Consider the following 13942-nt stretch of genomic DNA (forward strand, 5'->3'; position numbering starts at 1 on the left):
TTTTTTTTATTTATTCTTTTTATGCATTCTTCTGAAATAGTATTCCATTGCGCTAGCTAGTAAAACTAGTGCCCCAACAGAAACAGAAATTCTAGTTTCGTCATTTAAGAACATAAAGAATACAATTAAGACTAAAATTGCAAACGCAAAGAAATTTGAATATGGGTATAGTGGCAATTTAAATGGATGCTCTTTCATAATTTCTGGATTATGTTTTCTAAACTTATATTCAGCAAGCAAAATAACAAACCATGCTACCATCCCAGGTAAAACAGATGAACTATAAACAATAACAAATATTTCATCCATGGTCTTGTTAATAGTCGAAAGAATAAAGTTCAATACAAATCCAATTAAAATTCCGGAAGTAATTCCAATAATCGCCTTACTTGGGACAATTTTTTTAGAAATCTTTCCAAAAATTTTTGGTGCATCCCCTTCATTAGCTAGCTTAAATAGCATTCTACTTGAAGAATAAATTCCGCTGTTAGCACCTGACAAAGCAGCTGTTAAAACAACAAAGTTAATTATTGAAGCTGCCCCAGTAATTCCAACTTTGGTGAAGGTTTCCACGAATGGTGAGCCAATTGCTGAAAGTTGGTTCCATGGATAAATTGACACAATTACAAAAATTGCCCCAACGTAGAAAATTAAAATTCGCCATAAAACTGACTTAACACTTTTAACAACAGCTTCTTTAGGGTTAGCTACTTCACCAGCACTAATACCAATTAATTCAATCCCTTGGTAAGAACCAACAATAATTGACATTGAGAAAATGAAGCCCTTTAATCCGCCAGTGAAGAACCCACCATGACTCCATAAATTGCTAAAGCCAACTGGTTTCCAGTTATTACCAAGACCAAACAAAATTACCAAAAGACCTAAAATAATCATTAGGACAATTGTGACCACTTTGATCATTGAGAACCAAAATTCAAGGCTAGCATAGGCCTTGGCACTAGCCAAGTTGGCTAAAAGTAAGAATCCAATAATAATAATTCCAACTAAAAGTGCTGGGGTCTTAGGCCACCAAAACTTCAAATATTCTGTAGCTGCAACAACTTCGCTAATTCCGACAACAATATATTGAAAAACTGCAGCCCATTCTGCCATATTACCAGCTAAAGGATGAACATATTCTGTTGCATAATCAGCAAATGAACCAGTTCCTGGATTAACATAAAGCATTTCCCCTAAAGCTCGCATAACAATGTATAAAATCAAACCAACAAAAATATATGCCAAAAGTACTGATGGTCCAGTCCATTTAATGGTTGAAGTTGAGCCCATGAATAAACCAACACCAATTGCACCACCAAGGGAAATCATTTCCATCTGGCCGGCAGTCATCGAGCGCTTTAATTTGGGAGCTTTACTTTCCGCCATAGTTATCTCCTCCTTGAACTTTTAAACCATGTCTGACAACATACACAATTGCAGCAATTACTAATACCATTAAACCAGCAATAACTGAGACTCTAGTTTCGCTATTAATAAACATGAAGGCAACAATCACAAGTAACATAATAAAAGCAAAATAGTTTGAATAAGGATATAATGGCAACTTAAATGGATGATTTTCAAGCAACTCAGGATTATTTCTTCTGAATCTTAATTCAGCCAGCAAAATAACAAACCATGGAATCATCCCTGGCAGAACAGATGAACTAAAGACAATCACAAATAAATCTTCAGTTGATTTGCTAAATTGTGAAGCAAAAACATTTAATACAAAACCAAGGAAAATTCCTGATGAAATCCCCATAATCGCTCTACTTGGAACAACATGTTTAGATAGATGTCCAAAAATCTTTGGTGCATCACCTTCATGAGCCAACTTAAAGAGCATTCTACTTGATGAATAAATTCCACTGTTGGCACCTGATAAGGCAGCAGTTAAAACCACAAAGTTAATAATTGAAGCTGCTGCAGTAATTCCAACCTTAGCAAAAGTAGTAACAAATGGTGAGCCAAGGCTAGAAAGTTCATTCCATGGATAAATAGTGATAATCACAAAAATTGCGCCTACGTAGAAAATCAAAATTCTGAATAATACAGACTTAACACTTTTAACCACTGCTTCTTTTGGATTTTCTACTTCACCAGCGCTAATACCTAATAATTCAATTCCTTCATATGAACCAACGATAATTGACATCGAGAAGAAGAAACCTTTAATACCACCGGTAAAGAAACCACCATGACTCCATAAGTTACTAAATCCTGTTGGATGTCCCCCATTACCAAAGCCAAAGAAAATGACTAGCAATCCTAAAATTATCATCAAAACAATCGTGACAACCTTAATCATTGCAAACCAGAATTCTAGATTTGCATATGCCTTGGCACTAGCTAAGTTAGCTAATAATAGGAAGGCAATAATAATTACACCTGACCAAAATACATTAACTTGTGGCCACCAGAACTTTAAATATTCTGTTGCAGCAACAACTTCACTCATCCCCACAACAATATATTCAAAGACATTAGCCCATTCAGCCATATATCCAGCCATTGGATGAACGTATTCGGTTGCATAATCAGCAAAAGAGCCTGTACCCGGATTTACGTAAAGCATTTCACCCAAGGCCCGCATCACAATATAAAGAATAAGCCCCACAAACATGTAAGCTAATAAAACTGATGGGCCAGTCCATTTAATAGTTGATGTTGAGCCCATAAATAAACCAACACCAATTGCACCCCCAAGGGAAATCATTTCCATATGCCCCGCTGACATAGAGCGTTTTAGTTGCGGTGCAGAACTAGTTTTTTTCTCCATAAAAAGTCCTCTCATTCTGGATAAAAATTTTTATCCAAAAAAATCTATTTTAATTGTATGTTATCTATTTATCTATAGCAAACAAAACACTTTTACTAAAAGTGGAAGAAAGATTTGATTAAGAAATAAAGGATTGGAATCAACAGACTAGGTAATAAGTCGAGACTCTTAACTTCTTTAATTTTCAGTAAGCCTAGGGAACTAGCTATTATTAAAAAGCCACCTACCAAACATAATTCATTTACTAAGTCTACTGTAAAGAAACTGGCAAAGCCAAGTTTTACCAGTCCAAAAATCAGGAAAAACCAACCTAAAAGAACAGGAGTTTCAAGTAGCATCCCCCAACCAAAACTTGCACCAAAAATGATTGCACAAACAAAAGTCAGTGATGCATTAGTTAATAGAAAGGTTAAATCACCTGTTTTTGCTGCATTAATTGGTCCTAATAAACTCAAGGCCCCGATGCAATCTAAAAAAGTAGCTGTTGCTACTCCCTTGGCTAGACTATTAGTAAATCTAGTCTCGATTAATTTTTCAATATGCTGATCAATCTCAAAGAATTTACCAACCAAAGCTCCTATTGTCAGACTGATGATAAACAAAAGCGGCATATTAGACTTACTCATGTAACTAACAACAGTATTGGCACCTACACCAAAAGCAGCAAGTCCCAATGCTAACCAAAGTGCTTCGATATATTTTTCTTTTAGATGATTCTTGAATAAACAACCGATTGCAGTTCCAACTACGATTGCTAATCCATTAATGAAAATTCCTATCACGGCTTCACATCCTAATTTTCTTTTTTATCTGACATATCTTTACTATTTTATAAGAAAATCCCCTTTTTTCCAAGTTTTATCCCCTTTCTTCACGCTTTAATAACAGTTATTTACTTTTTTCATCAAGAAAACATCACATTTACCCTATAAGCTTTAACTAACAACTGAAAGGAGTAACAAGCAATGAAAAAGAAAAGTTATAAAATTATCGGTTTATCATTATTAGCATTATCTCTTGCTGGTGAAGGAGCAGCTCTTGCAAGTCAAACTGTAGCAGCTGCTTCTACCCCTCCGGCAATGCCAAAGGGCAGTGCAAAACAAGGTAAAGGCGGTGCAAATACCCAAAGCTACGACTATACAGGAAGTTTATCGGCTACTATTTTAGCAAGTTCAAAATCAAGAGAACTATTAAATAAGACTTATTCAAGTACCAGTAAGGATAAAAATGTCGCTTTAGTAAAAAATGCCGGTTCCTTAACCTTAAATCACGTTACATTGTCTAAAACTGGTTCTTCTTCTAATGATGACAATAACAACTTCTATGGGACTAATTCAGTTTTATTAGCTACTGGAAAGAAATCAACTGCATATATTAAAAACTCTAAAATTAAAAGTAATGCCAAAGGGGCAAACGGAATTTTTGCTTCAAATAAGGCAACTGTCTATACTAATAACACCTCTATCACAACAACTGGATCAGCTAATTCTCGTGGCTTAGATGCTACCTACGGCGGAACTATTATTGCTAATAAAACTAATATTTCTACTAAAGGTGACCACTCAGCAGCAATTGCTACTGACCGTGGTGGTGGTAATGTTAGCGTAACTAACTCTAAGCTTAAGACTGCAGGTAGTGGTTCTCCATTAATTTATTCAACAGGAAATATTGAAGTTAATAATGTAACTGGTACTGCTTCAGGCTCTCAAATTGCTGGTATGGAAGGCTACAACAACATTTATATCTCAAATTCAAAATTAGTTTCTACTAATAACAATAAGACTGGTTCTGATCCAATTAAAAATGGTGTAATTCTTTACCAGTCAATGTCTGGAGATGCCGACACTGCAACTAGCAAAGCTGCAAAATTCCAAGCAGTAAATTCTAGCTTGTCAACCTCAATTGATTCTGGTGCAATGTTTTATGTTACAAATACCAGTGCAAATGTTGTACTCAAAAATACCAAGTTAAACTTCAATTCAAAGAAAGTTAACCTATTAACCATTGCCGGTAATAACTCTAATTCTTGGGGTAGTGCTGGTTCAAATGGTGCTAAAGTAACTTTCACTGGTATTAAGCAAAAATTGAACGGCAATATCGCTGTTGACAATATCTCAAGTCTTAAACTTTATCTCTTAAAAAATTCAACTTATACCGGTAAAACTACTATTACTTCAAATTCAAAAGCTACAAGCTCAAGTAAAACAAAAGCCCCAATTACAATTAACATCGCTAAAGGCTCAAAATGGGTTGTAACTGGTAATTCAACTGTAAGTAATTTGAATGTTGAAGCCGGTGCAAAAATCGTTGATAAGTCTGGAAAAACCGTAACAATTGTCAATTCAGCCGGTAAGACTCTTGTCAAAGGAAGCAGTAAATATAAAATTACAGTTAAAGGTAGCTACAGTAAAAAAGTTACGACTAGCTCAGCTAACAAATTAAGTAAAAGCACAATTTCAAGAACTGCATTTGACAAATACTTCGACACTAATACTAAATTTTCATATTAATAAAAAGCATAGTTCCTAGCAGGTAGGAGCTATGCTTTTTACATATAGCTATGTAAGGAGTGTACAGGATTTGAACCTGCGCGCCGAAAAAATCGGTTCGCCGGATTTCGAGTCCGGTGCATTACCACTCTGCCAACACTCCATGACTAATTTTAATTATAACAAAAAAAGGCTCTAAGTCTAAAGCTTTTACTAAAAAAATGCCTTTACCACAAATATTTGCTAAAATAACAAAGAACGATTGCGAGGTAGTAACCATGAACTTATTCTGGCTAATTGAGCTCTGCTCATCTGCGATAATCTTGTTATTTTTAATTTATAAACTTCAAACTTCCAAGAGTTTTCGTCATCTCGACGGTATTTTGAAAAAAAGACTCACCCGGCCGATAAATGGTACTTTTTGGTCAATTATTGAATTTTTAAATGCACCTAAATTAATTGCTTTTTGGGATACTCTGCTCGCTATTTTTTTATTTTTTAATGGCAGTATTAAAAAGGGAATCTGGGTTCTTTGTACATTAGCCTTTACAGATTTGGTAGGTATCTTTTTAAAGCATACTGTCAAAAGAAAAAGACCAAGTGAAAATAAACGGCCCTCTTATTCATTTCCAAGTGGTCACGTCTTAAGTATTACCAGTCTTAGTTTAATTATTTGGCAAATTTATGGTGGAATGATTGGCATTAGTTTATTTTTCATTTTATTCACACTCTGGTGTTTGGTGGTCTTTTCTAGAATAATGCTCAAGGCCCATTATCCTTCTGACATTGTTGGTGCTACTATTCTTTCCATTTTTTGTTTTTTATTAGCACAACCATTTTTTAGTTAAAAAAGCATGTTAGTCTTGCCACTAACATGCTTTTTTTCAAAATAAAAATGCACTGATAATAACTTATCAGTACATCATCAATTTTATCTCTAGTAGTAATTAAATCACTATCAAACTTATCATCTAGAAAGAATTAGTTAAATATATAAAAACTTATGGGAGAAAGGTCGAATCTAATTTAAAACAACCAAACTCTAGTATATGGGGAAAACTAGAATTTGAGGATAGAAAGTCGTTCCATTAGACTCTGGGAGCTTCTTAAAAAATAAGGATGATTGAACTTAACAAAACAATTTTATATTAATTAATAAAACTGTTATTTTAACTTACTAGAGTAAAAGTGGTTTTGAAGCTTTACTTAACAGCAATGTTATCTTAAACCAATATTAATTCTATCAATTATCTCAGTTATAAACAAGGGTGTTATCGCTTTTTGTTATTTAAAAAAATAATATTACAAAAGCGTTATTTTTTACCCTTCAAAGCCAACCATTAACCCACCCTTTTCAGCATAGAAACTACACAGGCCATGACAAATTCCAATTTCAACAATTGCTGTTGGAAATTCAGCTAAAATTACTTCCTTTAAATTTTTAGCATCTTTGAGATTTGCAACATGATCAATATATACTTTTCCTCCAGCATAATTTTGCTTTTTCATGTTATTAAATAAGGAAACAATCGTTTTTTTGCTTCCTCTAGCCTTATCAAGCGGTTCAAGTGTCCCCTCTTGACTAGCTTCTCCTATCATGCGAATATGTAGCATCCCCGCAATTTTTGCGACAGCAGAGTTAATTCTTCCATTAACTGCTAAATTATGCAATGACTCTAAACTAAATAAAAGATGTGTCTTTTCTTGGTAAGCTTTAATATCTTCTCTTACTAAGCTCAAGTTCTCATGCTGTACCAGTTCAAGTAATTTATCAATTAATAACTTCAATTCTGGACCGGCTGATTTTGAATCTATAACTAAAACTTCACTACCAGGATTTTCTTCTTCATAGATTTTTGCCGCTTGGCAAGCTGAAGAATAAGTCCCGCTCAAACCACTAGTAACAGTCAATATGATTGCTTTTTTACTTCCAGTTAAAGCATCAAGCCAAGCTTGCAAATTAGGGCATGCTGTCCCTGATTTTTCGTTATTTGCATAGATACTTTCTAAAAAATGTTTATAGTCTAATTGATCATCATCTATGTAAGATTCATTACCCAAATTAATGACCAATGGGACAACATCCAAATTTGAGCTCAAATCTGAATTCAAGTTACTACTTGAATCAACAATTAATTTAATTTCGTTCATAATTTATTTCTTTCGTTAATCAATATCTTTTTATCGGTTTTTAGATATCCGATAGTGTTATAATAAACTTTAATGCAGAATAATGTCAAGTTGGAGGATTTTATGGAAAACAAATTAGTTCTTACAACCATTCAAAAAGATGTGATTAATTTCTCATTACCTACTTTTAATGAAATACCTGATGTGGGATTATATCTTGAACAAACTTGTCAATTTATTAACACAAGTTTATCCCCCTTTAAAGATCTTTATTTAACTAACTCAATGATCAGTAATTATGTTAAAAAAGGAATTATCGAAAAACCTATCAAAAAACGCTATAGTCGCCAGCAAATTGCAAGATTAATTTTTATTGCCTTTGCCAAGCCAATTTTATCTTTAAATAATTTAAAAATAGCAATTAAAATGCAAGATGACAGTTACGATATTGCAACTGCATATCAATATTTACGCGAAGAAAGTTTAAACTGTTTTAAATATGTCTATCAATTAAAAGAACAACTAGATGATATTGGGACAACTCATACAGCCGAAAAAACAATATTAAGAAATATAATCTTAGCTGCAGTTCATGAAATTTACTTAAATTCTTATTTTTCAGTAACGAAAGCTACTGACTAATAATTTTTTTGCTAAACTGGATAAAGAATATTTTAAATAGATTTTGGAGGATTTTATGGAAACAAGCTTACATGGCCTTAGTTCGCAAGAGGCAGAAAAACGATTGAAACTTGATGGAGCCAATGAAGTGCCTGAACCAGAATTTAATTTCTGGAAAGCTTTTCTTTCTAAATTGTGGAACCTTTCAGCCTGGATTTTAGAGGCAGCATTACTCCTTGAATTAGTTTTAGGAAAAAGAATACAAGCTGCTTTCGTTTTTTTAATGCTTTTATTTGCGGCATATAATGGTGCAACACAAAAGCGAAAATCGCGAAGAGTTTTAAATGATATTTCACATGAGTTAACTCCTACTGTTGCTGTTGAACGCGATGGTAAATGGATTAAACTTAATTCTAAGCAATTAGTTGTTGGTGATTTAATCAACTTAAAACGCGGGGATGTCCTGGCAGCTGATGCCACATTAAAATCAGGTCAAATTACCTGTGATGAAAGTTCGATTACAGGTGAATCCGCTCCTGTAAAGAAAGAATTAGACGCAATTGCCTATGCTGGTACTACAGTTGTTGATGGTAGTGGCTTAGCTATTGTTAAAGCAACAGGTGCAAATTCAAGATCAGGTAAAACCATTAACTTGATTAACCAATCAGCTGCACCAGGTCACTTACAACAACTATTAACCAAGATTATTTTTTATCTTTGTATGCTTAGTTTAAGTCTTACAATCATCATTATTATTGCAGCTTTCGCAAGAGGAGAAGGCTTACATGGCGTAATTCAAATGCTACCTTTCCTTGCAATGATGTTTATTGCTTCTATTCCAGTTGCAATGCCTTCTACTTTTGCAATTTCTAACTCATTTGAAGCTAAACGTTTAAGTAAGGAAGGCGTTTTGACTTCCGACTTAACTGGCATTCAAGATGCTGCCAATCTTAATTTGATTTTGTTAGACAAAACTGGAACCATCACTGAAAATAAGACTGCAGTCTCAAGCTTAACTAATTTGAGTAAAATGTCTGATGCTGAGGTTTTGCAACTAGCAGAAGCCGCTACTGATAAACGTAATACTTCAATTATTGATGAAGCGATTATTAATTACTTCCAGCAAAAAGAACTGACCGCTTTAATTCCAAACAAGTTTATTCCTTTTACTTCTGATACTGGTTATTCAGAAGCAGTGGTAAAAGATAAAAACATTAAACTGGGTTCGTTTAAGCAATTATCTTTAATTGATTCAAGTGCAGAGGCAAAAATAAAAGACATCGATTTCACTGCTGGTCGTTCCGTAGCCTTACTTGTTAACAACAAGTTGGCTGCAGTCTTCATCTTGCAAGACCTGGTGCGTTCAGATTCAAAAGCGGCCTTAGATGAACTTAAAAAGCGGGGTATCCGTCCAATTATGTTAACTGGTGACAATCAAAGAACTGCAGCTGCAGTTGCTAAACAAGTTAACTTGGTTGGAAATGTAATTTCTATTCATGATTTTGATGATAATACTGATTTAGATAATTTAGCTGGGATTGCTGACGTTTTACCAGAAGATAAACTCAAAATGGTCAAGTTCTTCCAAGAAAAAGGTTTTATTGTTGGGATGACTGGTGATGGTGTTAATGACGCTCCTGCCTTAAAGCAAGCTGAAGTTGGTATTGCTGTAGCAAATGCTGCCGACGTTGCTAAGCGTAGCGGTAAGATGGTATTACTTGATGATGGTTTAATGCCAATTGTCAAAATCCTTGATGCTGGTCATCGAGTTTACCAAAGAATGACTACTTGGTCACTTACTAAGCTTTCAAGAACAGCTGAATTAACGATGATCTTAACTTTCGGTTACTTACTCTTCGGCTATTTACCAATGGCTTTAAATGCCATGGTTATCTACACTATTATGAACAATATGGTTACAATGATGATTGGGACTGACAACACTCATATCACCTATAAACCTGAAAATTGGAATATGGACCGCATGGCTAAAGTTTCAATGTCACTTGCATCTGGTTGGACCTTAATTGGTTGTATCTTTGTATGGTTTATGAATAATAAGTTAGGATTTAGTCATGGTGAAATTGGCACAATGGTTTATGTATACTGCGTTTTAAGCGCTATGCTAATTGTTTTAATTACCAGAACGAAAACTTATTTCTGGCAATCTCATCCATCTAAATTAGTTGGTAGTGTTCAAATTATAGACGTTATCCTAACCTTTATTTTAGCTATCTTTGGTATTGCAATGACGGCAATCAAGTTAAACCAACTTGGCCTGGTAATTCTAGTTAGTCTACTTACCGCGGTGGTAATTGACTTAATCTACCAACCAATAATGAAAAAACATTAATCATTAAATTTAAGACAAGAAAAAACAACTAGTTGAAAAACTAGTTGTTTTTTTGCATTATGCTGTTAAGTTAAGCACCATGATATTGAACTAATGAGAAAATGTCAATATCAGGTAGTTTTTCTCTACCATTCAAATCAGGTAATTCAACGTAAAAAGCAGCACCGACTACTTCTCCGCCCAAGCGATTGATAAGTTCAATAGTTGCATGTAATGTTCCAGCTGTTGCCATTAAGTCATCACAAATAACAACTTTTTGACCTGGCTTAATTGCATCTTTATGCATTTCTAGACTATTAGAACCATATTCCAAATCATATGATGCACGTTCTACATCTCTTGGTAATTTATGTGGCTTTCTAGCAGGTACAAAACCAATTCCAAGTTCAGTTGCTACAGGACATCCTACGATAAATCCTCTAGCTTCAGGCCCTACAATTACATCTGCACCTCGCTTCTTAGCATAAGTTGCTAATTCGTGTGTTGCAGCTCTAAAGATTTCACCATCTTGCAAGATTGGAGTAATATCTCTAAAAACGATTCCCTTATTTGGAAAATCTTGAACACTTGCAATATACTTCTTAAAATCAACTGTCATGTTGACTTGAACCTCCATTAATTTAAATGTTGATTGACATAGGTCAATAACTTACTAGTCGGCATAGTTCTCAAACTATTAACAAACTTCACTTGCGATTCACAAGCCAGATAATAGCGAGAATCAGTCAGCTGATGTTGTCCAGCATTCTGATTTGGATTTAGCTTTTCCTTATCCATTTTAACAAAATCTAGCTCTAAAAACACCCTCAAAATAAAGTAAATTGCTTCCCCATCAAGCCCTAAAAATGGTGCAACTAAGCGATAATCGCTTGGTTTTAAACCAGGATGGCTATAAATATACTTTAAAGTCTTAGCAAAAGCAACTCTATTTGGAATATTTTTAACAGGTAACTGATCTAACATAAAACGTAAGTATAGTTGACGATAATCATTTTGTAAAGCATTATCTAATTCAACTCGAGAATGTGGCGCATCAATTAAGGTTACAATTTCACCACTTGAGTGATAATCATTTACTAGCTCCACTTGACTACTACTTAAACCAAAACGATTAACGGCTAAATCTATGTTTTTTTCGTCAAAAAATAAGAACTTATCAGCGAACCCCAAAATATGTTTTTCACTTCTAAAGTCAATTACTTTATTTTGACCAGAAATTGTAGGAGCTCCAAATTCAATACCTTGAACTTGTCCTTGCAAAGTAACTTTCTTCTGCCAAATATTTTGTCCTAAGGTAATATAAATCGCCTTAACAAAGGGTAAAAGATTCTGCTTTAAAAATGACATATTAAATCCAACAATATTTAAACCATCAACCGTAAATTTAATATGATTTTTATCCTTACCAATTAAGAATAATGAAGAAATATTGGGACTTGATAATTGGAAGATTGGCTCCTCATTATCAGTTCCAAAAGGCCCAACATGTTGTAATTGGGACAAAATTTCCGGTGTCAAATCTTGAGGATTAATTTGCATGTCATATTTATTTTCAGGCTCAGACTTTGGCGTCTTAAAACTTGCCTCAAATTTTTGCCGAAGTATTTCTAATTTATCAGTCTTTAATGACATCCCGCAGGCATAATCATGACCACCAAATTTTTCAAAAACTTCATCCTTAAAGCTTGATAAGGCATCAAACAAATTAAAGCCTTCAGTACTACGCCCTGACCCTTTTAGCAAACCATTTTCATCTTCAGTAAGCATAATTGTTGGTTGATGGGTTTGTTCAACCACCTTATTTGCCACAAGTCCAAGTACTCCCTCATGCCAATCTTTGCTAAAGAGAACTAAAGTTTTTTTGTTGGCAAATCCCAGTTCTTGTCTTTGCCGCATAGCCTCAGTGAAAACTTTTTGAGTCAATTCTTTACGTTTATTATTTAATGTTTCAATTTCATCAGCTAATTTTTCTGCAGTTTCAATATCTTCAGCCAATAACAAATCAACTGCTAAACTAGCACTAGCCAAGCGACCACAAGCATTAAGTCGTGGAGCAATTTGAAAACCAATATCCGTTTCATTAATGCGACCTAAATCTAAGCCGGCTTTTTTAATTAAAGCTCTTAATCCTGGTCTTTGAGTATGGTTAATCAACTCTAGTCCTCTTTTGACTAAAATATGACCTTCACCAGAGACTTTAACCATATCGCCAATAGTACCAATCATCGCCAGTTCAATCAGTTCTGGCATTGTATCATCCATTAAAGCCCGACAAATTGTATAAGCAACTCCAGCTCCGCAGTAATCGTCAAAGGGATACTTTTGTCCTGGATAGTTACAGTGAACGGTTGCAAACGCTGCTGGTTTTTGCTCTTGAAAGGTGTGGTGGTCAGTTACAATAACATCACAACCATGATCTTGAGCATATTGAACTTCTTGAATACCAGTTACACCATTATCAACTGTGATAATTAACTTAGTTCCATCCTCAACAATATCTTGATACCGCGTCATGCTTGGGCCATAACCATCTTTAAAACGGTCAGGGATAAAGTAATGAACATCCGCCCCTAAAATTGCTAAGGTATCATACATAATGGTAGTAGCTGTAATTCCATCGGCATCATAATCGCCATAAATAGTAATCTTTTCGAAATTGTCAATGGCTTGATTAATGCGATTTACTGCTTTTTTCATATCGTGCATTAAATATGGATCAGCAAAGTTATTTTCGCTCCCGTTAAGCCAAAAATCTAATTTTTCACTAGTATTAATTCCCCGCAAAGAAAACAACTTAGCCTCAATTGGACTAAGTTGAAATTCTGCTACTAAATTTTCATCAAGTTTATCTTGTTTCTTTTCTTTCCAAATCATTATTTCAGTTTAAATACACTTAAATTCTTTGTTGTTGCCTTTTTTGTCTGAATTAAGTTACCTCGTATTGCCCAACGATTAATCCCACCATCAGCACAAGTAATCAAAGTGACAATGTTATTTTTCGTGTTGTTAACTAGCCAAACTGCAGTCGGATCAACAATTCGTTTCATATAGATTTTATAGACATAAACCTTTTTTAAATCAGTAAGGTAAACTTTTTGACCAATTTTGGTGTCTTCAAGTGGTGAAAATAAAATGCCTTTACTAGTCATATAGTGGCCAGCCAAAGGATAATTACCCTTTCCCATCACTTGATCAGCTCTCATAGTTCCACCACCAGTAGATAGTGAATCATCACTCAAGCCTAACATAATTGGCAAATATAGCTTCACCTTAGGAATTGCAATCGCACCAATTGCATTCGCGGTGTTTTTAACACGTGACTTGGTAACTTTGGCAATATCCATATCTTGGACCTTGCTAAAATCAAACATCCCTTTTTTGTTTTTATTTTTCTCAATTTGACTTTTAGTCAATTTTTTTAGAGTTGTTGTTTGATTTTGCTTAACAAAATAATTTTGAATTGGTCCATTAAAGACCAGGATTAGGCCAACAATTAATAAAATAATTGCCAGAATTCTTAGGACAAGATTCTTTTTACTGCTTCTTTTATTTTTTTCTTTCACT

Annotated in this window: 11 protein-coding genes and 1 tRNA gene; 4 read left to right on the plus strand and 8 right to left on the minus strand. The window is 34.3% G+C overall.

All coding sequences use genetic code 11. The annotated features are described in order from the left end of the window. Positions 1 to 6: 6 nt before the first annotated feature. From H628_RS0100005 to H628_RS0100015, 3 genes are all read right to left on the minus strand, one after another. Entirely contained in the window at positions 7 to 1389 is a 1383-nt protein-coding gene (locus tag H628_RS0100005; RefSeq protein ID WP_027824585.1) for an amino acid permease, read from the minus strand. Then, on the minus strand, positions 1376 to 2785 hold the full coding sequence (locus H628_RS0100010; protein ID WP_027824586.1) for an amino acid permease: 1410 nt from the start codon (positions 2783 to 2785) through the stop codon (positions 1376 to 1378). The genes H628_RS0100005 and H628_RS0100010 overlap by 14 nt, the downstream gene beginning before the upstream one ends. Before the next feature lie 95 nt (positions 2786 to 2880). After that, positions 2881 to 3567, minus strand: coding sequence for a DUF554 family protein (locus tag H628_RS0100015; RefSeq protein ID WP_027824587.1), 687 nt, complete (start codon positions 3565 to 3567; stop codon positions 2881 to 2883). A 183-nt stretch (positions 3568 to 3750) separates the two neighbouring features. On the opposite strand from H628_RS0100015, the gene H628_RS0100020 reads away from it, so the two are divergent. Next, on the plus strand, positions 3751 to 5295 hold the full coding sequence (locus H628_RS0100020; RefSeq protein ID WP_027824588.1) for an autotransporter outer membrane beta-barrel domain-containing protein: 1545 nt from the start codon (positions 3751 to 3753) through the stop codon (positions 5293 to 5295). Between the two features lie 55 nt (positions 5296 to 5350). On the opposite strand, the gene H628_RS0100025 is transcribed toward H628_RS0100020, so the two are convergent. Then, positions 5351 to 5437, minus strand: a tRNA-Ser gene (locus H628_RS0100025). 115 nt (positions 5438 to 5552) lie between these two features. Here H628_RS0100025 and H628_RS0100030 point away from each other — a divergent pair. Next, entirely contained in the window at positions 5553 to 6122 is a 570-nt protein-coding gene (locus tag H628_RS0100030; RefSeq protein WP_027824589.1) for a phosphatase PAP2 family protein, read from the plus strand. Positions 6123 to 6594: 472 nt separating this feature from the next. Here H628_RS0100030 and H628_RS0100035 read toward each other — a convergent pair whose 3' ends face one another. Continuing rightward, positions 6595 to 7425, minus strand: coding sequence for a DegV family protein (locus H628_RS0100035; RefSeq protein WP_027824590.1), 831 nt, complete (start codon positions 7423 to 7425; stop codon positions 6595 to 6597). 102 nt (positions 7426 to 7527) lie between these two features. Here H628_RS0100035 and H628_RS0100040 point away from each other — a divergent pair, with 102 nt between their 5' ends. After that, on the plus strand, positions 7528 to 8046 hold the full coding sequence (locus tag H628_RS0100040; protein ID WP_027824591.1) for a DUF1836 domain-containing protein: 519 nt from the start codon (positions 7528 to 7530) through the stop codon (positions 8044 to 8046). 55 nt (positions 8047 to 8101) lie between these two features. Beyond that, positions 8102 to 10378 carry an HAD-IC family P-type ATPase gene (locus tag H628_RS0100045; protein WP_027824592.1) on the plus strand — a complete coding sequence of 759 codons (2277 nt, stop codon included), beginning with the start codon at positions 8102 to 8104 and terminating at the stop codon, positions 10376 to 10378. Positions 10379 to 10448: 70 nt separating this feature from the next. On the opposite strand, the gene H628_RS0100050 is transcribed toward H628_RS0100045, so the two are convergent. Genes H628_RS0100050 through H628_RS0100060 form a run of 3 tightly spaced genes read right to left on the minus strand, consistent with a single transcriptional unit; the run spans position 10449 to position 13941 of the window. Further along, on the minus strand, positions 10449 to 10976 hold the full coding sequence (locus tag H628_RS0100050; RefSeq protein WP_027824593.1) for an adenine phosphoribosyltransferase: 528 nt from the start codon (positions 10974 to 10976) through the stop codon (positions 10449 to 10451). 17 nt (positions 10977 to 10993) lie between these two features. Continuing rightward, positions 10994 to 13252: a single-stranded-DNA-specific exonuclease RecJ gene (gene recJ, locus H628_RS0100055; protein WP_027824594.1), complete on the minus strand. Its 2259-nt coding sequence runs from the start codon at positions 13250 to 13252 to the stop codon at positions 10994 to 10996. Further along, a complete protein-coding gene (locus H628_RS0100060; protein ID WP_027824595.1) occupies positions 13252 to 13941 on the minus strand; it encodes a class A sortase in 690 nt (229 codons plus the stop codon). Before H628_RS0100060 ends, recJ begins: the two co-directional genes overlap by 1 nt. Position 13942: the final 1 nt, after the last annotated feature.

Source organism: Lactobacillus psittaci DSM 15354 (genome assembly GCF_000425905.1).
GTDB classification, from domain to species: domain Bacteria; phylum Bacillota; class Bacilli; order Lactobacillales; family Lactobacillaceae; genus Lactobacillus; species Lactobacillus psittaci.

Bases quoted from the DNA above. Each gene is read 5' to 3' on its own strand.
- H628_RS0100030 (WP_027824589.1), top strand. From the start codon at position 5,553: ATGAACTTATTCTGGCTAATTGAGCTCTGCTCATCTGCGATAATCTTG.
- H628_RS0100020 (WP_027824588.1), top strand. From the start codon at position 3,751: ATGAAAAAGAAAAGTTATAAAATTATCGGTTTATCATTATTAGCATTA.
- H628_RS0100050 (WP_027824593.1), bottom strand. From the start codon at position 10,976: ATGACAGTTGATTTTAAGAAGTATATTGCAAGTGTTCAAGATTTTCCA.
- H628_RS0100035 (WP_027824590.1), bottom strand. From the start codon at position 7,425: ATGAACGAAATTAAATTAATTGTTGATTCAAGTAGTAACTTGAATTCA.
- H628_RS0100040 (WP_027824591.1), top strand. From the start codon at position 7,528: ATGGAAAACAAATTAGTTCTTACAACCATTCAAAAAGATGTGATTAAT.
- H628_RS0100005 (WP_027824585.1), bottom strand. From the start codon at position 1,389: ATGGCGGAAAGTAAAGCTCCCAAATTAAAGCGCTCGATGACTGCCGGC.
- H628_RS0100045 (WP_027824592.1), top strand. From the start codon at position 8,102: ATGGAAACAAGCTTACATGGCCTTAGTTCGCAAGAGGCAGAAAAACGA.
- recJ (WP_027824594.1), bottom strand. From the start codon at position 13,252: ATGATTTGGAAAGAAAAGAAACAAGATAAACTTGATGAAAATTTAGTA.
- H628_RS0100010 (WP_027824586.1), bottom strand. From the start codon at position 2,785: ATGGAGAAAAAAACTAGTTCTGCACCGCAACTAAAACGCTCTATGTCA.